The organism is Streptomyces sp. VRA16 Mangrove soil, from assembly GCF_017377775.1.
Taxonomy (GTDB): Bacteria; Actinomycetota; Actinomycetes; order Streptomycetales; family Streptomycetaceae; genus Streptomyces.
In genome coordinates this window covers 39,163-62,171 of sequence record NZ_JAFVLN010000027.1, presented here as the reverse complement: position 1 = coordinate 62,171, position 23,009 = coordinate 39,163, and the positions used below count along the sequence as shown (strand labels likewise).

The window sequence follows — 23,009 nt, the reverse complement described above, 5'->3', positions numbered from 1 at the left end:
TCTGATGACCCGTCAGATTGCAGGCTAGCCGCGCACCTCTGGACCGACAAGAAGTCCGGGCTTACGCTCTCGTACACATCTGACGCATCGTCAGTTCACCGACTGGGTCGAGGGGTCGAGGATGACGGACACCGCACACGCCCTGGGCGCGTCCCGCACGCTCTGGGAACTGGTCGAACGCCGAGCCGCCCTCACCCCCGACCGCCCGGTCCTGCTCCAGGGCGAACGGGCCCTCACCTTCGGCGCGTTGCGCGACCGCGCCGAGCGGGTGGCGGCGGGCCTGTACGAGCGGGGGGTGCGGCCGGGGACGGTGGTGGCCTGGCAGCTGCCCACCCGTATCGAGACGGCGCTGCTCACCTTCGCGCTGGCCCGCCTGGGCGCGGTGCAGAGCCCGGTCATCCCGTTCTACCGGGACCGCGAGGTCGGCTTCGCGCTGCGCGAGTCGAAGGCGGAGTTCTTCGCGACGCCGGGGGTCTGGCGCGGCTTCGACCACACGGAGATGGCCCGCCGACTCGGCGCGAAGGGTGTCTTCGAGGCGTACGAGGACCTGCCCGATGCCGATCCGTCCGTCCTGCCCGCGCCGCCCTCCGACGGCACCTCGGTGCGCTGGATCTACTGGACCTCGGGCACCACGTCCGACCCCAAGGGCGTGCTGCACACGGACCGTTCACTCATCGCGGGCGGCTCCTGCCTGGCCCACGCCCTGCACCTGTCGTCGTCGGACGTCGGCTCGATGGCCTTCCCCTACGCGCACATAGCGGGCCCCGACTACACGGTGATGCTGCTCCTGTACGGCTTCCCCGCGGTGATGTTCGAGCACTTCGCCCTGCCGGAGGCCCTCGACGAGTACCGGCGGCACGGGGTGACGGTGGCGGGCGGCTCCACGGCGTTCTACTCCATGTTCCTGGCCGAGCAGCGCAAGGACCCGGGCCGGAAGGTGATCCCGACGCTGCGGCTGCTCGCGGGCGGCGGCGCCCCGAAGCCCCCGGAGGTCTACCACGCCGTGGTCCGCGAGATGGGCGTCCAGCTCACCCACGGCTACGGCATGTCCGAGGTCCCGATGATCACGATGGGCGCCCCCGACGACACCGCGGAGAACCTGGCGACGACGGAGGGCCGACCGCCGCGGGGCATGGAGATCAGGATCGTCGACGCCGACGGCAAGCAGCTTCCCGCGGACACCGACGGCGAGGTCCGGCTGCGCGGCGAGGCCGTCTGCCAGGGGTATCTGGACCCGCGCCAGACGGCGGAGGCCTTCGACGCCGACGGCTTCCTGATCACCGGCGACCTCGGCCACGTACGCCCCACCGGCCATCTGGTCCTCACCGGCCGCGCGAAGGACATCATCATCCGCAAGGGCGAGAACATCTCCGCGAAGGAGATCGAGGACCTGCTGCACGAACACCCCGCGGTCCAGGACGCGGCGGTGATCGGCCTGCCGGACGCGGAGCGCGGGGAGCGGGTGTGCGCGGTGCTCGAACTGCGCCCTGGGGCAGCGGAGTTGACGCTCTCCGCGGCCACCTCCTACCTGCGCGACCAGGGCCTGTCGACGTTCAAGCTGCCGGAACAGCTGGAGATCGTGGACGCCCTCCCGCGCAACGACACCCTCCGCAAGGTCCTCAAGTACAAGCTGCGGGAGCGCTTCTCGGGGTGACCCCTCCCGGACCCGGCCTCAGGTCCAGCGGAGCCGCCCCTCGACGGCCGAGCAGGTCGGATGCGTCCCCTCGGCGACCTTCGTCAGCGTCCGCGCGACCGAGTCGAAGTAGTCGGCCAGCGACGCGTGTTCGCCCGTGACCGTGATCTCACCCACGAACCATCTGCCGACCCGCCCGTCCCGCACGTCGACGAACTTGCCCATCCAGCCGTCCTGGTCCGACAGGAACGGAATCCACTCGTTGCGCCAGAACGGATGCTCCGGCCGGTCCGGAGGGTCGATCCCGCCGGACACGGAGCGGTTCGCGTAGAGCCGCTCCATCGCCGTGACGCCCAGGTAGAAGCTGCCTTCGTCCGGGAAGCCGTCGAAACCGCAGCACTGCACGTCGTCGTCCCGGTCCTTCTCGGGAAGATCCAGGTTGTTGAGCAGCAGCCACGCGCGCAGGTCCGGGTGCAGCGCGACGCCCATCCGCTCCTCGGCGGCCGCGAGCATCTCCTCCGTGGCCGGCCCCGGCAGCTCCGCGTGGTCGGCCGGAGCGCACTCCCTGAGAAGACCCATCACACGGGACCAACTGTCCACCACGTCCATCGACTTCCCCCTCCGGTGATCCACGCGGCCGAACGTAGCAGCCGGTCGTGAACTCCCGCAGGTCAGGAGGCCGGACGCGGGCGGGGATGCCGCGCGCTCACTCCGGCACGGTGAAGTAGTGCGCGAACCCCCGCACCGCCTCGTCCTCCGAGATCCGCCCGTCCTTGTCGGTGTCCAGGGACTCGAACGCCACCGGGGCGAGCTGCGGATCGACGCCGAGCACCCGCAGCACCCGGGCCCCGATCCCGGTGCCCGCGCCGCTGTCCCGCTCGGCCACCGCGATGGCGGCACGCAGGAACGGGCGCGCGATCTCGGCGAACCGGTCCGGGTTGTCCCGCAGCCGCTTCACCGCGCCGGTGACGAACTCGCCGCGGGTGACCCGCTGGTCCCCGTCGACATCCGCGATCCCGGCCATCCCCTGCCAGAACGCCTCGGCCCCGGCGAACAGGTCCTGCCCCTGGTCACAGCGCGCCGGGACGTCGAACTCGGCGAGCAGCGCCTTGGCCGCCGTGTAGAAGTCCTCGCGGTCGATGTAGCCGTTGCCGTCCTGGTCGAATCCGGCGAACCTGGCCGCGATCCTGCGCTCGTCCATGGTCTGGGGCCGCCTCTCGCATGGGGTGGGTCTGTGTCTGGGAGCGTACGTCGAACAGGGCCGCGTGCGGCCGCAGTACGGCAGTTGTGGCACGGCCGGGGAAATTCCGGGACAACACTGTGGCCCGGCACCGGCCGCGAGGACCCGGCGCTTTGCCGGCCGCGCCGCTACGCCGACATCGGCTCCGCCGCGTCGTCCACGGCCGCCGAGACGTCCGGGTACACGTCGAAGAGCCGCCGCACGCCGAGCGCCCCGAGCACCCGGTTCACGTGAGAGCCGTCGACGGCGCCGCGGGCCGGCAGGATCAGCCGCAGGCGGCCCTGGCAGGAGCGCATCAGGCGGCGGGCCGCGATCAGCACGCCGACGCCGCTGGAGTCGCAGAACAGCACGTCGGAGAGGTCGAGGACCAGGCTGTGGCGGCCGTCCGCGACAGCGTCGTGCACCTGCTGGCGCAGCGCGGGCGACGTCACGAGGTCCATCTCGCCCGACACCCGCACGACGGCCCAGTCGCCCCGCGCCGACTCGGTCACCTTGAGCGCCACGCGCTGTGCCTCTCTCTCGACGTCACTGCTCTGCCCACCTTCGAAGCGGAATCCATTCCTACGCTTTGCTTCTTCTGCGCGGCTGCCCGGCCGCAGTGGGCCGAAACACCACCGCACACCTATCACATATGGCCTAGTTAAGACTTAGACGGTCACTTACGAACATAATCTGGCCGCTTGCTCGATCCCGCCGGTCCCGGGCTCCTTATCACCGGTTACCGGTATGGGGCGCACAATGCGGCAAAGGAGCGTGCGTCATCGGAGGTGCGGACTACATTCGGGTAGCAGACATGTAGTTCGGCAGCAGCAGACACGTAGTTCGGCAACAGGTGTACACAGGTAAGGGCAGTCGGTGAGGGGGCCCCATGCCCAAGGAGACTCCGTCCCGCTGGGACCGGAGGATGCAGCAGCGCCTGGCGCACGGCGAGGCCGCCGCGCTCGGAGAGCTGTACGACCGATTCGCCTCCCTGGTGCACGGTCTCGCCCACCGCGTCCTGGACGACGAGGAGGCCGCGGACCAGATCACCCGCGAGGTCTTCACCCAGATCTGGGAGAACCCTGAGGCGTACGACCCCAAGTCGGGTCCGTTGCGCTCGTTCATCGCCACTCTCGTGCACCGGCAGGCCGTGCAGCGGCTGCGGCAGACCGAGTCCGCCGCCCTCGTGCGCACCGGCCGTGGCACCACCGAGGACCTGGAGCGCAAGGTGCGCCGTGCCTCCGCCGCCGCCCGCGCCGACTACATCGTCACGTCGATGCCCGCCCCGCTGCGCGCCGCGCTCGAACTGGCCTACTTCCAGCGCCGCGACTACCGCCAGACCGCCGCCGACCTCGGCGTCACCGAGGACGAGGCACGCCGCCGGCTGCGCCTGGGCCTGCAACTGCTCTCCACGGCCCACGACAGCGGCACCCCGCCGGGCAGCGGCTACGGGAGGCCGGCGTGAGCGGGGCGAACGGGCCGGGACGGCACGACCCCTTCGACCCGGACGACCCGTACGGCCCGCACGGCGGGGAGCCCGGCGGGCCGGGGAGCGGGGCCGCGGACTCCGCCCTGCGGATACCCACGCCCCGCAGCTCCGTCGAGGACACCGGCGCCCCGCTGCCCGACGTCCCGGTCCCGGCCGCGCCCCTCGTCCTGGAGCACCGCGTCCTCAAGTCGCTGCTCGGCGCCTGGGCCCTCGCGGCCTGCTCGCCCGAGGAGGCCGTCGCCGTCGAGGACCACCTCGGCACCTGCGGCACCTGCGCCGAGGAAGCGCTGCGGCTGCGCGACGCCGTCGGCCTGCTGCACGCCGAGGACCCCCTGGACCTCGACCCGATGCTGCGCTCCCGCGTCCTGGAGGGCTGCCTGACCCGGCGCCCCGCGCGCATCCCGGTGCCGGTCTGGGCGGCCCCGTACGACGCGGAGACCGCGCGGCTCGACGCGCTGCTGCAGGACTTCGGCGACCCCGAGTGGCACGCGCCGGTCCGGCTGCGCTGGTACGAGGGCGAGGAACAGGTCAGCCGGAAGACCACCGTCGCCGGGGTCATCGCCCATCTCACCAGCGTCGACGGCCTGATCGCCCGCGCCCTGGGCCTGGAGGACCCGCTCGGCCCGCCCGCCCGGGACGGTCTGGGCCCCGCCGAGCGCACGGAGGCGTACTGGAAGGCCTCCCACTTCCCGCCGACCCGCGCGGTGCGCCCGCCGTGGCGCGACCAGACGCACGCCGTCATCCGCACCGTCTCCTTCGCGGGCGGCGACGCGTCGGGGTCCGGCGGCACCGGTCAACTCCCCGTCCCGTACGGGGACTTCACGCTCCCGTTGCGGGACTCCATGATCGACCGGGCCTTCGAGTGCTGGGTGCACGCGGGCGACATCGCGGACGCCGTGGACTATCCGTTCGCCGCGCCGTCCCCGCGCCATCTGCACCGCATGATCGACCTGGCCGCCCGGATGCTGCCCGACTCCCTCGCCCTGCGCCGCCGCACCGGCCTCGCGGCCCCGGCCCGCGAGCTGGTCAGCGCGGGTGCCCCCGGGCGGAGTCTGCGGCTCGAGGTCGAGGGCGCCGGTGGCGGCGAGTGGCTGATCGCGCTCGACTCCCCCGCGGCGGTCGGCTCCGCCGAGCGCGAGGTGGCCCATGTCGCCCTGGACGGCGTGGAGTTCTGCCGCCTCGCGGCCGGCCACGTCTCCCCGGAGGAGGCGGCCGCCGGGCAACTCGGCGACCGTGAGGCGATCCGCGACGTCCTCAGCGCCACGGCGGCGCTGAGCCGCTTGTAGAAGAGCGCCTGTTCATCTGCCGGGTTCGACTGTCGGGCGACTGCGGGCCCGGTGGGGCTTCTCGCGCAGTTCCCCGCGCCCCTGAAGCGAGCTCCGCTCGCTCAGGGGAAGGCTGCGCGCAGCGCATGCCTCCACGGGCGCGGGGCTGTGTCCATCAGCGGCTCCGCCGCGGTGCGCGACCAGCCCCCACCGGAGCCGCACCCGGAAACGAGACCTACGCGAACACCACGGTCCGCCGCCCGTTCAGCAAAATACGCCGCTCCGCATGCCACTTGACGGCCCGCGCCAGCGCCTGGCACTCCACGTCACGGCCGATCGCGACCAGCTGATCGGGGGTGACGTCATGCCCCACCCGCTCGACCTCCTGCTCGATGATCGGCCCCTCGTCGAGATCCGCGGTCACATAGTGCGCCGTGGCCCCGATCAGCTTCACACCGCGCGCATGCGCCTGGTGGTACGGCTTCGCGCCCTTGAAGCTCGGCAGGAACGAGTGGTGGATGTTGATGATCCGCCCGCTGAGCTGCTTGCACAGGTCGTCCGAGAGGACCTGCATGTACCGGGCGAGCACGACGAGCTCCACGCCCTCGGCCCGCACCAGTTCAAGGAGCTGCGCCTCGGCGTCGGCCTTGGTCTCCTTCGTCACCGGAATGTGGCGGAAGGGAACGTCGTACGAGGCGACGAGCTCCGCGAAGTCCGTGTGGTTGGAGACGACCGCCGCGATGTCGACGGGCAGCGCGCCGATCCGGGCCCGGAACAGCAGATCGTTGAGGCAGTGACCGAACTTGCTGACCATGAGCACGACCTTCATACGGTCGCAGGCCCGGTGGATCTGCCAGTCCATGTGGAACGAGTCACCGATCGCGGCGAAGCTGGCCCGCAGCTTCTCCGCCGTGACGGGAGCGTCCGCGCTGAAGTGGACACGCATGAAGAACAGACCCGTGTCGTGGTCGCCGAACTGCTGACTGTCCTCGATGTTGCAGCCGGTCATGAAGAGGTAGCTCGACACGGCGTGCACGATGCCCTGCTTGTCGGGGCAGGACAGCGTGAGGACGTACTGCTCGGGGCCGGAGGATGCGGACTGCGCGTTCATAGGGGCAAGGTTCGCACACCGGGGGCGACGGGAACCGTCCGTCCCGGGGTTCGGACAACGCGGCCGGGACCACCGGGAACGGTGCGAGAACGGACCACAGGCCCGCACTCGGCAACGCCCGCTAAGCCGCCCGCGTCATGATCCGCAGCACTTCCAGGGTCCGGGGCGCGACCTCGGGGTCCTCACCGTCGCTCGTGGCGAGCCTCACATGCGCGTCCCGCGCCGCCCGCACCGCCTCCGGCCACCCCTCGTGCTCCAGATAGACGGAGACGGGGGCGTCGGGCCCGACCTGGTGCATGATCCGCAGCACCCGGAGCACCGCGCCGTCGACGAGCACCGCCTCCTGCGAGTCCCGGAAGATCGTCCCGACGTACTTCTCGGCGGACCAGTTGTCGAGCCAGGTGTCCTCGACGAGCCGGTACACGGCGTCGGTCACGTCCCCGTACCCGTCCACGCCGGCCAGCCAGACGTCCCGCTGGAACGACGGGTCGGAGAGCATGTGCAGCGCGGAGCGCACATTGCTGCGCCAGCGCCACCACGGCATGTCATTGAGTGGCATGCCGCCCATCCTCGTGGAGCGACGGCCGCGGCGGGAAGACTTCTCCGAGCTTTGCACGGTCATCGATCGTACGTGCCGCGCCCGGGCGCGCCGACCGGCCCCCGTAATTCACCTGCGCGTCACCGTACGTTGACCGGTGATCACTCCGGGGTTAGGGATGCGGCGGAATCGTGCAGGGCCATGACCGGCACCGGCGGCAGGCGCCACCACACCACCACGAAGCCCACCCGGCTCCAGAAGCTCACCAAACTCACCACCCTCGTCGCTGGCACGACTCTGGTCGCCGGCTGCGGGCTGATCCCTGGAGCCACGGGGGGCTCCAGGGATCAGCCGATCACCGTGATGACCTGGGCCCCCGAGAAGACCGGGGCGACGAACCAACCGGGCATGCCGGCCATGGCCGAGGCGTACGCGCGCTGGGTCAACGCCCACGGCGGCCTCAACGGCCACCGGCTGCGGGTCCTCACCTGCAACGACCACAACGACAGCGTGGGCGCCGCGAAGTGCGCGGGCCGGGCCGTCGACCAGAAAGCGGTCGCCGTCGTCGGCTCCTACAGCCAGTACGGGCGCGCGTTCATGCCGCCCCTGGAATCGGCCGGCATCCCCTACATCGGCGGCTACGGGGTCTCCGACGCGGAGTTCACCAGCCCGCTGTCCTACCCGGTCAACGGCGGCGAGGCCGCTCTGCTCGCCGGCACCGGGCAGCAGCTCGCCGCGGACTGCGCGCGCACGGTCCTGGTCCGCCCCGACACGGTCGCGGGCGACGAACTGATCTCCCTGATGAACACCGGCCTCGCCCTGCGCCATCGCGCCGCCGCCACCGATCTGCGCACCACCGACGACGCCACCGACTACAACACCCAGGCCGTCGAGGCGCTGCGCACCGCGAGCGCGGCCCCGCAGGGCACGGGCTGTGTGGCGGCCGCGCTCGGGGAGCGCACGGACACGTTCTTCGACTCGTTCCGGCGGCTGCGCGAGGACTATCCCGGGGTGCGCACGGCCAGCGTGCTCGGCAGCGTCGACCAGTCCGTCGTCGACCGCTCCGGCGGCGCCCGGAGCCCGTACGAAGGGGCGTACGTCACCGGCTGGTACCCGGCGTCGAGCGACGCCCGCTGGGCCCCGATGAAGAAGGCGATCAACGAGCAGGCCTTCGGCGACAACCGGATCGACCCGGCGGACGCGGGCGTGCAGACCACCTGGATCGCGTACAGCGTCCTGAAGCAGGTCGTCGAGGCGATCGGCGACGGCGCGGTGACCGCGGACAGCGTCCGCCGGACCCTCGACAAGGGCCTGAAGGTCACCACGGGCGGGCTGACGCCGTCGCTGCGCTGGGACTACGCCCACATGTCCGACGCGGGCGGCTATCCGCGCCTGGTCAACGCGCGGGTCACGTTCCAGAAGGTGCGCGACGGCCGGCTCGTCGCGACCCACAAGTCCCTGGTGGACGTGACGGCGACCCTGGCGAAGGCTTCCTGAGCCACGCCACGGCCGCCGGCCGCGCCGGACACGCGGACGCCGCGGCGGCTACAGCTGGACGGCCGAGCGCTGCGTCAGGCCGTACTGGGACGCGATCCCGTTCCACAGCTTGGAGGCGCGGGCCTTCTGCTGCGAGGCCGTACCACTGGCCGTGTCGCCGGCCCTGCGCTGCGGCGTCGACCTGGCGTGCCCCTTGTGGCAGAGCTTGCCGTTGCCCCCGACCTGGTCGGCCCACGCCGCGTAGTGGCTGTCCGCCGAGGCGGACGCCTTCCAGGCGCGGGTCAGCGCGTCGGTGAGCTGCGCGTGGTCGGGCAGCTTGTCCACGGCCAGGGCGCTGAGCTGCGTCACGAGGTCGTTGCGCTGCGTCGCGGCGTCCCGCAGGTCCTTCGCGGCGGCGGGCAGCTCCTTGCAGGCGCCGATGTTCGCGACGGACCGTACGACGGCGGAGCGGCTGTTGTTGGACTCGGCGAGCAGCTTGTCGAGGGCGACGGCCTGCTCCTTGGCCGGGTCGGCGGACGGCGAGGCCGACTCGCTGGGCGCGGACGAGGAGTCCGAGACCGTCGTGGTGGTGTCCGACTTCTTGTCGTCGTCACCGCCGCCGAGCAGCGCGCCCGCGCCGATGCCGAGGACGAGGATGCCCACGCCGACGGCCGCGATCAGCGGACCCCGAGAACCCGTACCGGCGCGGCCCTTGCCGCGGGCGACCGGCTCGGGCTCGTAGCCCTGCGGCTGCACCGGCGGCACGTGCGCGTTCTGCGGGTTCTGCGGGTTCTGGGCGTGCGGGTTCTGCGTGTGCGGGTCGAAGCGCGGCATCTGCTGCGTCGACGCGGCCGCGCCCTCCGGCTCCGTACGGAACAGCGCGTCGAACTCGGCCGGCGGCTGCCGGTCGCCCGGTGCCCCGGGGCGGATGCCGTAGGGCGCGGCCTGCGGCTGGCCGGGCACCGGCGGGATGTACTGGGTGGCCTCGCTGTCCGCGCCGGCCGGTCCGCCCGGCACCGCGTCGGGCAGCGCGCCCGGCATCGGCTGCTGCGGCATCGGCTGCTGCAGGGCGCGGCCCAGGAACTGGGTGGACTCGGCGGGCGTCTCCGGCGGCAGCGGGGCCGCGCCGGTCTGCGGCGGCATGTACTGCGTGGCGTCGGCCGCACCGGCGGGCGGCATGTACTGCGTGGCATCGGCGGCACCGGCGGGCTGCGGCGCGATGTACTGCGTCGCGTCGGCGTCGTACGCGCCCTGCGGGGCGGCCTGCGGCATCGGCCCGGCCGGCGCGTGCTGCTGCGGCAGCGCCTGCGCAGGGGCCTGCGGCGGCAGTGCGCCGGAGGGCTGCTGCGGCTCGCCCCACTCGTAGGTCGGCATCGGCTGGGCGGCCTGCGCCTGCTGGGACTCGGGACCCCACGGCTGCCCCCACGGGGTGGCGCCGGCGGGTCCGGGCTGCGGTATCCGGTCGCCGTACGCGCCCGGCAACAGGGGCTCACCGCCGTCGGCAGGCAGCACGACACCTTCGTGTGCCTGCCGGGCCTGCGGAAGGTGCGGACCTTCGCCCTGCCCGCTCTGTCCGCTCTGCTGCGTCACCGAGACTCCTACTACGGATGGGGGCCATAACGGATTACGGAATCGTCGGCTCACGCTACCGGGTCCTCGTACGCCCGTGCTACGCACCTCAAATCCCGAGAGCCTCCCCCGTGACGGGAGTAACAAAACCGGCCCCGGCGACGCTGTTACCGACCCCGGTGCTACGCGGCGGCCTGCAGCTCCACCCGCGCCCCGAACTCCCGCACCACGGCCTCCTCGCGGAACGGTTCGAGCCGTTCCCTGAAGTCCTCCAGGTACTCCGCGCCCCGGTTCGAACGCAGCGTGCCGAGCAGTTCGACGGCCCGAAGTCCCGTGTGGCAGGCCTGTTCCACCTCGCGCTGTTGCACATGAGCGGTGGCGAGGAGCACGAGACCGATCGCGCGCCGCCTGGCCCGCGACTCGGGATGCCCGTCCAACGACTCCTGCGCGCACCGCGCCGCGTCCCGCGCCTGCCCCAGATCCCGGTGGCAGTGGGCGAGTTCGTCGGCGAGATAGGCGTGGTCGAAGTGGGCGATCCAGGCCGGGTCGTCGCCCGACTCCGTGCGCCCCTCGGCCAGTTCCATCGCCGCGACGGCCCGGCCCGACGCGGTCTGTGCGGACCTGGCGTCCCCGAGGAGTGCGTGGCCGCGCGCTTCGGCGGCGTGGAACATCGCCTCCGCACGCGGCGTCACGCGTCCGCGCGCCCCCTCCTGAGCCGCGCGGGCGAGCTGGGCGATCTCGCGCGGGTTGCCCAGCTGCGCCGCCAAGTGGCTCATGGACGCGGCCAGTACGTACCCGCCGTAACCGCGGTCCCCCGCCGCCTGGGCAAGCCTGAGTGCCTGGATGTAGTAGCGCTGGGCGAGGCCCGGCTGTCCGGTGTCGACGGCCATGTACCCGGCGAGCTCCGTCAACCGCGCGACGGCGGCGAACAGTTCACGCCCGACCGCCTCCCGGTACGAGCCCGCGAGCAGCCCGCTCACCACGCTGTTCAGGTAGTGCACCACCACGGGGCGGACGTGCCCGCTGCCGTACTGGTGGTCGAGATCGGTCAGCGCCTGCGTCATCGCGCGCACCGCCGCCACGTCGGACGGGCCGACCCGCGGCCCGGCCGACCGCGCCACCTGCGAGTCCGGCACGGAGATCAGCCAGTCCCGGCTCGGCTCGACGAGCGCGGACGACGCGACCGAGGACCCGGACAGGAAGTCCCTGCGCCCCACGTCGCTGCGCCACAGCTCGCAGACCTGCTCGATGGCGCCGAGCACGGTCGGCGAGAACTGCAGGCCGACGCCGGACGCGAGGTTCTTGCCGTTCGCCATCCCGATCTCGTCGATCGTGACGGTCCGGCCCAGCTTGCGGCCCAGCGCCTCGGCGATGATGCCCGGCGCCCGGCCGCGCGGCTGCTGCCCGCGCAGCCAGCGGGCCACGGATGTCTTGTCGTAGCGCAGATCGAGCCCGTGCTCCGCGCCGCACATGTTGACCCTGCGGGCCAGGCCCGCGTTCGAGCAGCCCGCTTCCTGGATCAGCGACTGCAGCCGTTCGTTGGGCTGTCGCGCTACGAGAGGCCGTGCGGCCATGACGTACCCCCTGCTGTGGCCAGGATCGTGGTCGGTGGATCAATGCCCGGCAGACAAACGGAAGATGCGCCACAAACGGGTAGGAAATACATAACCCTCTCAGGCGTTCTCCCCCTCGCCCAGTTCTTCTGGTCCCTGGCTACCCGAACCCCGCTGCCGCCGCCCCTGCGCGCCCCCGTCCATGCACCCATGCGCCCCACGTACAGGAGCGATGCTCCCTCTCCGCCCTCGCGTGCGCCCGTAACCCCAGAGAGGGGCGGGAGTTGAGAACTGCGTGGAAGAGACCATCGCAGGCGCCTCGGACGTCACGTCACCCGTCAGCCCCGTCACCGCGAGCGGACAGATCCCGCAACAGCGCGGCGAATCCCTCCTGGACACGGCCGTGCGCTATGCGGAAGAACGGCACTGGGACGTGTTCCCCGGTACCTGGCTGGACTTCGACGAGGGCGTCCAGCGCTGCTCCTGCGGCGAGCCCCAGTGCGAGCGGCCCGGCGCACACCCCGCGCGCCCCGACTGGGCCACGCAGGCGACCGGCAGCGCCACCGTCGCCCGCCGCCTGTGGTCGAAGCAGCCGAAGTCCTCGATCCTCCTCCCCACCGGTCGCACCTTCGACGCCATCGACGTCCCCGAGACCGCCGGGTTCCTCGCGCTCGCCCGCATGGAGCGCATGGAGCTCACGCTCGGCCCGGTCACCTGCACCCCCGACCGGCGCATGCAGTTCTTCGTGCTCCCCGGCGCCACCCTCAAGGTCCCCGACCTCGTCCGCAAGCTCGGCTGGCCGCCCGCCTCGCTCGACCTGGTCGCCCTCGGCGAGGGCGGGTACGTCGCCGCGCCCCCGACCCGCTTCGGCAGCCAGGGCGCCGTCCAGTGGGCCTGCCGCCCGACCGCCGCGAACCGCTGGCTGCCCGACGCCGAGGAGCTCATCTCGCCGCTGGCCTACGCGTGCGGGCGCGAGGGACGCCGCTGAGGACGCCGCCGGGGCCGGTTCCTGACCCCCTGGGCAGCGCCTCCCCGCGGACGCCCTACGGCCGACGTATCGTGCCCGGATGACCAGGGAAACCGCAGCCGTACGCGTTCACGACCTCTGGAAGTCGTTCGGCCGGCAGACCGCGGTCGCCGGGATCGAACTCACGCTCCCCGCGGGCAAGTTCATCGGCCTGGTCGGCCCGAACGGGGCGGGCAAGACCACCACGCTCTCCATGGTCACCGGGCTGCTGCGCCCCGACCGCGGCACCGTGCACGTCGCGGGCCACGACGTCTGGGCCGACCCGGCCCGGGTCAAGGCCCGCATCGGTGTCCTGCCGGAGGGCCTGCGCCTGTTCGAGCGTCTCTCGGGACGCGAACTCCTCGCCTACACCGGGCGGTTGCGGGGCCTGCCCGGCGCCGAGGTCGACAAGCGGGCGGGCCAGCTCCTGGACGTCCTGGACCTCTCCTCCGCCCAGCACAAACTCGTCGTCGACTACTCGACCGGCATGCGCAAGAAGATCGGTCTCGCCGCGGCGCTCCTCCACAATCCCGAAGTCCTCTTCCTGGACGAGCCGTTCGAGGGCGTCGACCCGGTGTCGGCCCAGACCATCCGCGGTGTCCTGGAGCGGTACACCCGCTCGGGCGCCACCGTCGTCTTCTCCTCCCACGTCATGGAGCTCGTCGAGTCGCTGTGCGACTGGGTCGCGGTCATGGCGGCGGGCCGGATCCGGGCCCAGGGCCCCCTGACGGACGTACGCGGCGACGCGGCCTCGCTCCAGGAGGCGTTCCTGGCGCTGGTGGGGGCGAACGGGCGGGACACCGGGGGCGCGCTCGACTGGCTCGGCAACCCGGCCGCCGCGCCGGAGACCGACGCATGACGGGCCTCACGGGCACCCTCGTCCGCCTGAAGCTCGCCCTCCTGCGGGGCGGACTGCGCCAGTCCGGCGGACGGCGCGCGGCCTACCTCGCCTCCCTCGTCGTCGTCCTGCTGATCGGGGCGCTGCAACTGCTCGCCCTGCTCCTGCTGCACGGCACCGCGCACGCCGCGACGATCGGCATCCTGCTCACCACGCTGCTCGCACTCGGCTGGGCCGTGCTGCCGCTGTTCTTCCCCAGCGGCGACGAGACCCTCGACCCGACCCGGCTCGCGATGCTGCCGCTGCACCCCGATCCGCTGGTGCGCGGACTGCTCGTCGCGTCCCTCGTCGGCATCGGACCCGTGTTCACGCTCTGCCTGCTCGGCGGCTCCGGCTACGCGACGGCGCGCGGGCCCGCGGGCGCGGTGACCGCCGTGCTCGCCGTCCCCCTCGCCCTGCTGATCTGCGTCGCCCTGGCCCGCGCCGTGGCCGCCGCCAACATCCGTCTGCTCACCAGCCGCAGGGGCCGCGACCTCGCCGTCCTCAGCGGCCTCGTCATCGCGATCGGCGCCCAGCTGGTCAACTTCGGCGTGCAGCGGCTGGGCCGCGCGGGCGGGGTGCAGGCGCTCGACCCGGCGGCGGACGTACTGCGCTGGGTGCCGCCCGGGGCGGCGATCGGCGCGGTGGACGCGGCGGGCGACGGCTCGTACGGCGTCGCGGTCGCCCAACTGGCGCTCTGCGCCGTGGCGTTGGCGGGCCTCCTGCTGGCCTGGCGGCGCGCGCTCACCCGCCTGATGACCGCCCCCGACGGGTCCACCCTGCAGGCCGCGGAACCCACCCGCCGCGGCCGCACCACCGGCTCCGGCCGCCGCCTGCTGCCCACCGGCCGCACCGGCACCGTGATGGAACGCAGCCTGCGCTACGTGTGGCGCGACCCGAAGACCAAGGCCGCCTGGGTGACCTCCCTGGCGATCGGCCTGATCGTGCCCGTCTTCAACGCCCTCCAGGGCACCGGCTCCGTCTACTTCGCGTGCTTCGCCGCCGGGATGCTCGGCATCCAGATGTACAACCAGTTCGGGCAGGACACCTCGGCGTTCTGGATGGTGGCGATGGCCATCGCGACCCCGCGCGACGCCTACACCGAACTCCGGGCCCGCGCGCTGGCGCTGCTTTTGATCACCCTCCCGTACGCGACCCTGGTGACGGTGGTGACCACGGCGCTGCTGGGTGCCTGGCCCGACCTCCCGGAGGCCCTCGGGCTCTCGTTCGCCCTGCTCGGCGCGATGCTCGCCACCGGCGCCTGGACCTCGGCCCGCTTCCCGTACTCCATCCCGCAGGAGGGGTACAAGAACGTCGCCCCCGGTCAGGCCGGGCTCGCCTGGATCTCCATCTTCGGCGGCATGGTGGCCGCGGCGCTGCTCTGCGCGCCCGTCATCGCCCTCACGATCGCCCTGCACGCGACGGGTGCGGACGCCTGGGCCTGGACCGTCCTGCCCGTCGGCGCGGCGTACGGCGCCGGTCTCACCCTCATCGGCCTCCACCTCGCCGCTCCCCGCACGGCGGACCGGCTGCCGGAGATCCTGGCGGCGGTGAGCAAGGGCTAAGAGGGGTGCAGGGGCCGGTCAAGGGGCCCGGAACCGACCGGAAGTCCGCGCAGCAAGGTCTCCAGGAACGCCTCGAACGACGGCTCGTCGGGCCCGCTCCCGGCCGCCCCGAGCCACCGCACCACCCCGAACCCGAACACCTGCCAGCTCGACTCGGCGTCCGCCTCCCCCGCACCGGCCGCCCGGAACGCCGCGACGACCCGCTCCCGCAGCCGCCCGAACGACTCCGGGTGGTGCCGGTGCGGGCGGGCCACATGGGCGGCGTACCCGGGTACGGCCAGGAACTCGTCCCGCATCGACCGGGCGAGCCGTGCCAGCCACTCCCGCCAGTCGTCGGGCCCCGGCTCCCCCGCGGGCAGCAGCCGCTCGACCATGACCTCGCTCACCAGGTCGAGCACCCCGTCCCGGTCGGGCACCCACCGGTAGAGCGAGGAGTGCGCGACCCCGAGCCGGGACGCCAGTTCCCGCATGGTGAGCGTCTCCACGTCGCCCCGCAGCGCGGCCTCGACGATCAGCTCGCGGCTGAGCCGCGCGGGCCGTCCCGGCCGGTTTCCGGTCGTGTTCTTCGCCTTTGTGGTCATCGCGGCAAGGCTATGCCGACCTTATTAGTGACCACTGGTCGCTAAAGTGCGTACACTCCCCTCCCATGGACGCACGAGAGGCACGAGAGGCACGGGGCAGAGCGGTTCACGAGATCGACGCGACCGGGCTGCCCACACCGGAGGCCCAGGACCTGGTCCTGCGCGAACTGCGCGGCCTCGCCGACCGGGCCGTCCCGTTCACCGCGGTCCTTCTGATGCCGGAGCCCGAGGAACGCCCCACGGGCGCCCCCGCCACCGAGCGGATCCGCGCCCTCAAGGAGCTGCGCCCCGGCCTGACGGCCCACTGCCGCGGCCTCGCCTTCGTGGCACCGGCGCACATCACGGCGGAGCGGGCCAGGGCCATCCACAGCGGAGACAAGCTCTGGGGCTGCCCGACCACGGCCACCCAGGACGTGGCGGCGGGCCGCGCCTGGGCGCGCGGCCGGATGGTGTAGCCCGAGAACGCAGGCGACCCGCGAGCTGTGGTTCCCCCGTACTGGACGGGTGGAAGCCGGCCGGACGTACCGGCAGCTCGCGGGTCGGGTGACTGCTTGGGAATAGGGGCCGGCTGCACGCACGGATCACGTGCCGGTCCGGCGCCGAATTCGAGATGCGACGTCGGGCCGCTAGCCCGCAGTCACCTCACGCGTCCGGTATTCATACATCTGCCGAACCACCTCCCTTCTCGTGTACGCGCCACCTTATGAAGAGCTCCGGGAGGGCTCAACCTATTTTTCGAGGACTTGGTGCGAGCGGGTTCTCAGGCCCCGGTCACACCGTCGACGGCTTCCCTCAACAGGTCCGCGTGGCCGTTGTGACGGGCGTACTCCTCGATCAGGTGCGTCAGGATCCAGCGCAGAGAGATCGTGGAGGTGCCCGCATGGACGGCTTCCTGCGGGGAGAGGGTCCCGGGGGCGTCCAGGGCGCGTGCGGCGGCGAGTTCGCGGGAGCGGGTGACCTCGGCGCGCCACTGGGTCAGGGCGTCCGCCAGGGTGCGGTCCGCGGTGAGGGCGAAGCCGTCCGGGCCCGAGTCCGGGAAGACCGGCGGGACTTGGGCGCCCGCCAGGATGCGCTGGAACCAGTTTCGTTCGACCTCGGCCAGGTGCTGGACCAGGCCGAGCAGGGTGAGGGCGGAGGTCGGGACGGCGGCGGTGCGGGCCTGGGCGTCGGCGAGGTCCGCGCACTTGAGGGCCAGCGTCGCACGGTGGAAGTCGAGCCAACTCTCCAGCGTGGTGCGCTCGTCGGCGTGCGGCGGGGGTACGGGGCGGCCGTCGGGAGTCGTGGTCATGGCTGCATCCTGGAAGGGTGCGTACACCGATGTCCACGCGGCCCCCGATATCCCCGAAGCCCCCGACGTCCCCGAACTCCTCCGAGCCCCCGAACTCCTCCGATTCCTCGAAGTTGACCGAACCCCGTGTGGGATGCGTCACGTTCGAGTTGAATGATCTGAAGCAGTACGCGTATGTCGGCGCGCCGTCACAGCCTGCAGGGGGTGCCAGGTGAGTGCTTCCCGGCGTAGTGGAACCACTGATGAGCTCGGTCCTGAAGAGCCCGATGAGCCCGATGGCCCCGAGGAGAGCGGCGGGTCCGCCGGAGGCGATCTGCTGGCCGCTCTGCTCGACGGCATGGATGCCGCCCTGTGCGCCTTCGACGCCGACGGGTTCGTGACCCACTGGAACCGGGAGGCCGAGCGGATCCTCGGGTGGTCGCCCGGCGAGGCCGTGGGCCGGCAGGGGTTCGCGGGCTGGGCCGTGCGGTCGTCGGACGCCGACGAGGTGCAGGGGCGGCTGCTCGCCGCGATGCACGCGTCGGGCCGGCAGGTGCACGAGTTCGCGCTCGTCAGGAAGGACGGCGGGCGGGTGCTGGTCCGGACCCAGTCGGCCGCCGTCCGCGGCCCCGACGGCAAACCCGCCGGGGTGTACTGCGCCTTCAGCGAGGTGCACGCGCAGATCGATCTGGAGCGATCGATCGCCCTGAGCGAGGCGCTGTTCGAGGACGCCTCCTGGGGGGTCGTGATCGTCGACGCCGACCTGCGGCCGGCCGTCTGCAACGGTCATGCGGCGCGGGCCCTCGGCTCGGGGCGCACCGCGGTGCTCGGGCGGCCCCTGGGCGAGTTGATCGCACAGGGCGTGGAGGAACTGGAGGGCGCCCTCGCGCACGTCCTGTCCGAGGGGGCGCCGCCCGCGCCGATGGAGGTGTGGGTGTCGGTGCGGGGCACCGACGGGAAGCAGGACCGGCGGTGCTGGCGCAGCGGCTTCGTGCGGCTGGCGTCGCCGCTCGCCGAGGAGCCGGTGCCGCTGGGGGTCGGCTGGCTGTTCCAGGACGTGACCGAGGCCAAGCTGACCGAGGCCGAGGGGTCCCAACTCCGTTTCCGGGCGCATCAGTTGCATCGCGCGGCACGGGCCGCCTCCGAGTGCGAGGACCCGGGCGAGGCGGCGACCGTGCATCTGGACTTCGCGCTCGCCGGGTTCGCGGATCACGCGGTGATCGATCTGGTGGCGAGCGAGGAGCCGCTGCGTCTCGTGCGGGCCGCCGCGACGCCCTCGGGGGCGCCGGGGCCGAGCCTGCTGGTGACGCGGGGCGCGCTGCCGGTGCGCTACGGGGAGGGGCACCCGGCGCTGCAGTGCGTGGAGCGCGCCGGTTCAGTGCGGGCCGGCGCGCCGGGGGCCGCCGACGCGGCGGAGTGGGCGGCGGCCCGGCAGTGGCCCGAAGGCAGCCGGTTCGCGCTGTGCGCGGTGCTGCGCAGCCGGGGGCGGACGCTGGGGGTCGTGACGTTCCTGCGCGGGGCCAGCCGGGCCCGGTTCGAGCGGGGCGACGCGATGTACGCGGAGAGCGTGGCCGCGCTCATCGCGGGGGCGGTGGATCTGGCCACCTGACTCCCCTGCTCTCGGGCGTCAGTGCTGATAGAAGATGCGGTCCCGGTACTCGGCGAAGACCTTGGCGTTCCAGTCGTGGCCGCCGTCCACGTTCCCCGAGCGCAGCAGCGGGGGCTGGACGCCGCGGTCGGCGAGGGTGGCGGCGCAGGTGGCGAGGGTGGACTGCATCAGGGCGCTGGTGGTGACGGTGGAGGCGGAGGCGAAGGGCGCCGCGACCCCGTCGTAGCTGAGCTCGGCGTCGCCGACGGCGATCTTGGAGTCCAGGACGACGTCGCAGTGGTCGCGCAGATACGTGCCCGAGGTGTGCCGGGACCTGGGGGCGTCGGGCCCGGTGGCGTAGGCGAGGGACGTGACGCCGATGACCTTGAGGCCCAGGGCGCGGGCGTTCATGGCCATCTCGACGGGCAGCGCGTTGCGCCCGGAGAGGGAGATGATCACGAGGGCGTCGCCGGCCTTCGCGGGGCTGGAGTCCAGGACCGCCGCGGCGAGCCCGTCCACCCGCTCCAGGGCCGAGCCGAGGGTGGCGGGCATGACGTCGACGCCGACGGCGCCGGGGACGGCGAGCAGGTTCATCAGGGCGAGGCTGCCGGCGCGGTAGACGACGTCCTGCGCGGCGAGCGAGGAGTGTCCGGCGCCGAACGCGAAGAGGCGGCCGCCGGCGGCGACGGTGTCGGCGAGCAGGGTGCCGGCCACGCGGATGTTCTCCGCCTCCTCGTCGCGGATCCGCTCCAGGAGCGCGATCGATGCGTCGAGGTACTGTGCGGCCAGTTTGCTGCTCTCGCTCATCGGCGTAGCCCCTTGAATGATGGTGGTCGGGACGCTCTGTGTCGCGGATCACCGTGCGGTCTGGACCAGTGCTCTGTCAATACGGTCCGGAGCGCCGCCGGGCCCCTGTTTCCCGGCTTTTCCCGGGCTTTCCCCGGGCTTTCCCCGGCGCGGCACGGTTGTCAGCGGTATGCGTCAGAATTGACGCCAGGGCCAGCGCACGCGCTGTGCGGCCAGCCAGCGGGGCTGCCGCGTAGCTACACAGCTATACGAGGGGCACGTATGTCCGGACTGATCGACACCACGGAGATGTACCTCCGCACCATCCTCGAGCTGGAAGAGGAAGGTGTGGTCCCCATGCGCGCCCGGATCGCCGAGCGGCTCGACCAGAGCGGCCCGACGGTCAGCCAGACCGTGGCCCGGATGGAGCGGGACGGCCTGGTGGCCGTCGCCGCCGACCGGCACCTGGAGCTGACCGACGAGGGGCGGCGGCTCGCCACCCGCGTCATGCGCAAGCACCGGCTCGCCGAGTGCCTGCTGGTCGATGTGATCGGCCTGGAGTGGGAGCAGGTGCACGCGGAGGCCTGCCGCTGGGAGCACGTGATGAGCGAGGCGGTGGAGCGGCGCGTCCTGGAGTTGCTGCGCCACCCGACCGAGTCGCCGTACGGGAACCCGATCCCGGGCCTGGAGGAGCTGGGCGAGAAGGACGGCGCGGACCCGTTCCTGGACGAGGGGATGGTCTCGCTGGCCGACCTCGACACCGGGGGCGACGGCAAGACCGTGGTCGTGCGGCGCATCGGCGAGCCGATCCAGACGGACGCGCAGCTGATGTACACGCTGCGCCGGGCGGGCGTGCAGCCCGGTTCGGTGGTCAGCGTGACGCGGTCGCCGGGCGGGGTCCTGGTGGGCAGCAGTGGCGAGGCGGCGGAGCTGGAGGCGGACATCGCCTCGCACGTCTTCGTCGCCAAGCGCTGAGACGCGTACCTCCTCGACACCGCAGGAGGCCGGGGCACCCCTGACGTGGACTCTCCCGGGCCGCGCGTCAACTTCCGTGGTACGGCGCAGAGTTGACCGGTATCCGTGCATGCTGCGCGTTTCCGCAGAAAGCAAGATTCACTGTGCGGAATCGCAGCGCTCACACGCTGTGCGTGCGAGGCTGTCGCGTGAGGCATATGACCGGAGGAGGCCTGGGATGGACCGGCCGTTCGGGGCGCGACGGGCTTGCGGGACGCGGGAGAAGCCCGGTGCGACGGAGACGCTCACCCGGGACGCAGAGGGCCCCGGCGCCTTGCGGCGCCGGGGCCTGTCCTCCCCTGTGCTGACCCGGAGCCCCGAGCTCCCAGGGTCATTCCCCTCGGACCGTCTTCCCCGAGCGGTCCGCCTCCCGAGAGAAAGATCCCCTCGGCCGCGCCGGTCATTCCTTGAGCGCTGTCACTCGAACGAGGGGTGTTGCCGGAGAGCACCACGCTTTCGAAAAAAGGTTCGATAGCGTGCGCGGGTACGCGACTGCAGGCGCGACCACGAGGGGGTGCCAGGGCCTATGGCGCGGCGCATCGACGTGACCGGAGCGGGCGGGGTCCGCCTGGCCGCCTGGGAGTTCGCCGACCCGCCCAAGACGGGCGAGGCCGGGCGAGGTCCCGGAGTCCTGTTACTGCACGGCCTGATGGGCCGGGCGTCCCATTGGGCCGGCACGGCGCGCTGGCTGGCCGAGCGGCATCGGGCCGTCGCTCTCGACCAGCGCGGGCACGGACAGAGCGACAAGCCTCCGCAGGGCCCCTTCGACCGGGAGGCGTACGTCCTCGACGCGGAGGCGGCCCTGGTGCAGCTGGGCCTTGAGCCGGCTGTGCTCATCGGGCACTCCATGGGCGCCCTCACCGCATGGCAGCTCGCCGCCCGCCGCCCGGACCTGGTCCGCGGCCTGGTCATCTGTGACATGCGGGCCTCGGCGCTCGGGGCCGCCTCCCAGCGGGAGTGGGAGGACTGGTTCAAGGCGTGGCCGCTGCCGTTCGCGACGCTGGCGGACGTGCGGAAGTGGTTCGGGGAGGACGATCCCTGGGTGGAGCGGCCCAATCCGGCGCGCGGCGAGTTCTACGCCGAGGTGATGACGGAGTCGGACGACGGGTGGCGGCCGGTGTTCTCGCGCCGCCAGATGCTCGCCGCGCGCTCCACGTGGGTCTACGACGCGCACTGGGAGGAACTGGCGGCCGTGCGGTGTCCCGCGCTGGTGGTGCGGGGCCTGGACGGGGAGCTGGGGCGGGCCGAGGCGCAGGAGATGGTCCGGGTGCTGCCGCGGGGCGAGTACGCGGAGGTGGCCGATGCCGGGCATCTCGTCCACTACGACCAGCCCGAGGCGTGGCGCGCCGCGATCTCGCCGTTCCTGGACGGAGTGCTGGCCGGGTTGTAGGGGGCGCCTGTTCGCGTGCCGGGTTGCGACCGGTCTGCGGGTGCGGGAGGAGTGTGGCTGGTCGCGCAGTTCCCCGCGCCCGGGAGGATGAAGGCGCGGCGGAGCTGCAGGCCTTCAGGGGCGCGGGGAACTGCGCGGCCAGCCCTCACCGGAGCCGCGCCCGCGATCCGGCCGGCACCCGGCAGACGCGGACGCGGCCCGTCACGGGCTCAGCCGCTCCACCCGCCACCCAGGATCGGCCCGCGTGTAGCGCAGCCGGTCATGGAGACGGTTCTCGCGGCCCTGCCAGAACTCCACCGTCCCCGGGACGATCCGGAACCCGCCCCAGTGCTCCGGCACCGGAACGGCCGACCCCACCGGATAGCGCCGCCGCAACTCCTCGTACCCGGAATCGAGTTCGGCCCGTGAGCCGAGCACCGTGGACTGGGCGCTGGCCCAGGCGCCGAGCTGGGAGCCGTGCGGGCGGGAGTGGAAGTAGGCCGCGGTCTCCTCCCGGGACGTGCGCGCCGCCGTTCCCGTCACCAGGACCTGCCGGCTCATCGCGTGCCACGGGAAGAGCAGCGCGATGTGCGGGTTCACGGCGAGTTCGCGGGCCTTGCGGGAGCCGTAGTTGGTGTAGAAGACGAAGCCCTCGGTGCCGTACGACTTCAGGAGCACCGTGCGCGAGCTGGGGCGGCCGTCGGCGTCCGCCGTGGAGACGACCATGGCGTTCGGCTCGGGCAGCGGGGAGCCGGGCGCCGCCGCCTGTTTGAACCAGTGCGTGAACTGCTCCATGGGGTGTGCGGCGAGGTCGGACTCGAGCAGACCGCCGTCGTGCGTGCGGTACTGCTCCCGCATGGCGGCGGGGTCGGGTGTGTCGGTCACGGCGTCATCCTGCCGGACGGTCGGGCACAGGCGCACACGGAGTGAAACATGGCACTGAGTGCCGCCAAGGCTCGCCAACTCTGGCACCGAGGGCTATGTTCCAAGGGCCGGAACGGTTGAGCCGCATCCCGTTCGGGGCATCACGGGTGTGACCGACCCGGAGCGCGAGTCGTGAGTGACCGCGCATCCACCCGCCCCGCAGTCCACGCATCAAGAGG

Annotated in this window: 22 protein-coding genes; 11 read left to right on the top strand and 11 right to left on the bottom strand. The window is 72.6% G+C overall.

Going from position 1 to position 23,009, the window contains the following annotated elements; genetic code table 11:
• Positions 1–121: 121 nt before the first annotated feature.
• Positions 122–1,654 (top strand): class I adenylate-forming enzyme family protein, encoded by a 1,533-nt coding sequence (locus J3486_RS41360; RefSeq protein ID WP_207829286.1) that lies wholly within the window; start codon positions 122–124, stop codon positions 1,652–1,654.
• Between the two features lie 18 nt (positions 1,655–1,672).
• Here J3486_RS41360 and J3486_RS41355 read toward each other — a convergent pair whose 3' ends face one another.
• From J3486_RS41355 to J3486_RS41345, 3 genes are all read right to left on the bottom strand, one after another.
• Positions 1,673–2,266, bottom strand: coding sequence for an SMI1/KNR4 family protein (locus J3486_RS41355; RefSeq protein ID WP_307805164.1), 594 nt, complete (start codon positions 2,264–2,266; stop codon positions 1,673–1,675).
• A gap of 73 nt (positions 2,267–2,339) precedes the next feature.
• On the bottom strand, positions 2,340–2,834 hold the full coding sequence (locus tag J3486_RS41350) for an EF-hand domain-containing protein (RefSeq protein ID WP_207829285.1): 495 nt from the start codon (positions 2,832–2,834) through the stop codon (positions 2,340–2,342).
• Positions 2,835–3,001: 167 nt separating this feature from the next.
• Positions 3,002–3,376 (bottom strand): STAS domain-containing protein, encoded by a 375-nt coding sequence (locus J3486_RS41345; protein WP_207829284.1) that lies wholly within the window; start codon positions 3,374–3,376, stop codon positions 3,002–3,004.
• A gap of 365 nt (positions 3,377–3,741) precedes the next feature.
• On the opposite strand from J3486_RS41345, the gene J3486_RS41340 reads away from it, so the two are divergent.
• Entirely contained in the window at positions 3,742–4,317 is a 576-nt protein-coding gene (locus tag J3486_RS41340; RefSeq protein WP_207829283.1) for a sigma-70 family RNA polymerase sigma factor, read from the top strand.
• Positions 4,314–5,627, top strand: a complete 1,314-nt coding sequence (locus J3486_RS41335) for a zf-HC2 domain-containing protein (RefSeq protein ID WP_207829282.1) — start codon at positions 4,314–4,316, stop codon at positions 5,625–5,627. Before J3486_RS41340 ends, J3486_RS41335 begins: the two co-directional genes overlap by 4 nt.
• A gap of 214 nt (positions 5,628–5,841) precedes the next feature.
• Here the strand turns inward: J3486_RS41335 and purU are convergent, their stop codons facing one another.
• A complete protein-coding gene (gene purU, locus J3486_RS41330) occupies positions 5,842–6,717 on the bottom strand; it encodes a formyltetrahydrofolate deformylase (RefSeq protein WP_207829280.1) in 876 nt (291 codons plus the stop codon).
• Between the two features lie 121 nt (positions 6,718–6,838).
• Positions 6,839–7,339, bottom strand: coding sequence for a hypothetical protein (locus tag J3486_RS41325; RefSeq protein WP_207829278.1), 501 nt, complete (start codon positions 7,337–7,339; stop codon positions 6,839–6,841).
• A gap of 117 nt (positions 7,340–7,456) precedes the next feature.
• Between J3486_RS41325 and J3486_RS41320 the strand changes: the two genes are divergently transcribed.
• On the top strand, positions 7,457–8,752 hold the full coding sequence (locus J3486_RS41320; protein WP_207829277.1) for an ABC transporter substrate-binding protein: 1,296 nt from the start codon (positions 7,457–7,459) through the stop codon (positions 8,750–8,752).
• A gap of 48 nt (positions 8,753–8,800) precedes the next feature.
• Here the strand turns inward: J3486_RS41320 and J3486_RS41315 are convergent, their stop codons facing one another.
• Both J3486_RS41315 and J3486_RS41310 read right to left on the bottom strand, forming a co-directional pair.
• Positions 8,801–10,321 carry a hypothetical protein gene (locus J3486_RS41315; RefSeq protein WP_207829275.1) on the bottom strand — a complete coding sequence of 507 codons (1,521 nt, stop codon included), beginning with the start codon at positions 10,319–10,321 and terminating at the stop codon, positions 8,801–8,803.
• Between the two features lie 161 nt (positions 10,322–10,482).
• A complete protein-coding gene (locus J3486_RS41310; RefSeq protein ID WP_207829273.1) occupies positions 10,483–11,874 on the bottom strand; it encodes a transcriptional regulator in 1,392 nt (463 codons plus the stop codon).
• 274 nt (positions 11,875–12,148) lie between these two features.
• Here J3486_RS41310 and J3486_RS41305 point away from each other — a divergent pair, with 274 nt between their 5' ends.
• The 3 genes from J3486_RS41305 (at position 12,149) to J3486_RS41295 (ending at position 15,301) form a co-directional block, all read left to right on the top strand.
• A complete protein-coding gene (locus J3486_RS41305; protein WP_207829271.1) occupies positions 12,149–12,841 on the top strand; it encodes a bifunctional DNA primase/polymerase in 693 nt (230 codons plus the stop codon).
• Between the two features lie 79 nt (positions 12,842–12,920).
• On the top strand, positions 12,921–13,718 hold the full coding sequence (locus tag J3486_RS41300; protein WP_207829270.1) for an ABC transporter ATP-binding protein: 798 nt from the start codon (positions 12,921–12,923) through the stop codon (positions 13,716–13,718).
• Positions 13,715–15,301, top strand: a complete 1,587-nt coding sequence (locus J3486_RS41295; protein WP_207829268.1) for a transporter — start codon at positions 13,715–13,717, stop codon at positions 15,299–15,301. Before J3486_RS41300 ends, J3486_RS41295 begins: the two co-directional genes overlap by 4 nt.
• Here J3486_RS41295 and J3486_RS41290 read toward each other — a convergent pair.
• Complete coding sequence (locus tag J3486_RS41290) at positions 15,298–15,882, bottom strand: TetR/AcrR family transcriptional regulator (RefSeq protein WP_207829267.1); 585 nt, start codon at positions 15,880–15,882, stop codon at positions 15,298–15,300. The two genes, J3486_RS41295 and J3486_RS41290, sit on opposite strands and share 4 nt — an antisense overlap.
• A 65-nt stretch (positions 15,883–15,947) precedes the next feature.
• Between J3486_RS41290 and J3486_RS41285 the strand changes: the two genes are divergently transcribed.
• Positions 15,948–16,337 carry a hypothetical protein gene (locus J3486_RS41285; RefSeq protein ID WP_207829266.1) on the top strand — a complete coding sequence of 130 codons (390 nt, stop codon included), beginning with the start codon at positions 15,948–15,950 and terminating at the stop codon, positions 16,335–16,337.
• A gap of 305 nt (positions 16,338–16,642) precedes the next feature.
• Here J3486_RS41285 and J3486_RS41280 read toward each other — a convergent pair whose 3' ends face one another.
• Positions 16,643–17,170: a DinB family protein gene (locus tag J3486_RS41280; RefSeq protein WP_207829265.1), complete on the bottom strand. Its 528-nt coding sequence runs from the start codon at positions 17,168–17,170 to the stop codon at positions 16,643–16,645.
• Between the two features lie 211 nt (positions 17,171–17,381).
• Between J3486_RS41280 and J3486_RS41275 the strand changes: the two genes are divergently transcribed.
• Positions 17,382–18,758: a PAS domain-containing protein gene (locus tag J3486_RS41275; RefSeq protein WP_207829264.1), complete on the top strand. Its 1,377-nt coding sequence runs from the start codon at positions 17,382–17,384 to the stop codon at positions 18,756–18,758.
• 18 nt (positions 18,759–18,776) lie between these two features.
• On the opposite strand, the gene J3486_RS41270 is transcribed toward J3486_RS41275, so the two are convergent.
• Positions 18,777–19,544: an SIS domain-containing protein gene (locus J3486_RS41270; protein ID WP_207829263.1), complete on the bottom strand. Its 768-nt coding sequence runs from the start codon at positions 19,542–19,544 to the stop codon at positions 18,777–18,779.
• A gap of 261 nt (positions 19,545–19,805) precedes the next feature.
• On the opposite strand from J3486_RS41270, the gene J3486_RS41265 reads away from it, so the two are divergent.
• Both J3486_RS41265 and J3486_RS41260 read left to right on the top strand, forming a co-directional pair.
• Positions 19,806–20,498: a metal-dependent transcriptional regulator gene (locus J3486_RS41265; RefSeq protein ID WP_207829262.1), complete on the top strand. Its 693-nt coding sequence runs from the start codon at positions 19,806–19,808 to the stop codon at positions 20,496–20,498.
• Positions 20,499–21,063: 565 nt separating this feature from the next.
• Positions 21,064–21,927 (top strand): alpha/beta fold hydrolase, encoded by an 864-nt coding sequence (locus tag J3486_RS41260; protein ID WP_207829261.1) that lies wholly within the window; start codon positions 21,064–21,066, stop codon positions 21,925–21,927.
• Between the two features lie 201 nt (positions 21,928–22,128).
• Here J3486_RS41260 and pdxH read toward each other — a convergent pair whose 3' ends face one another.
• Positions 22,129–22,764, bottom strand: coding sequence for a pyridoxamine 5'-phosphate oxidase (pdxH, locus tag J3486_RS41255; protein ID WP_207829321.1), 636 nt, complete (start codon positions 22,762–22,764; stop codon positions 22,129–22,131).
• Positions 22,765–23,009: the final 245 nt, after the last annotated feature.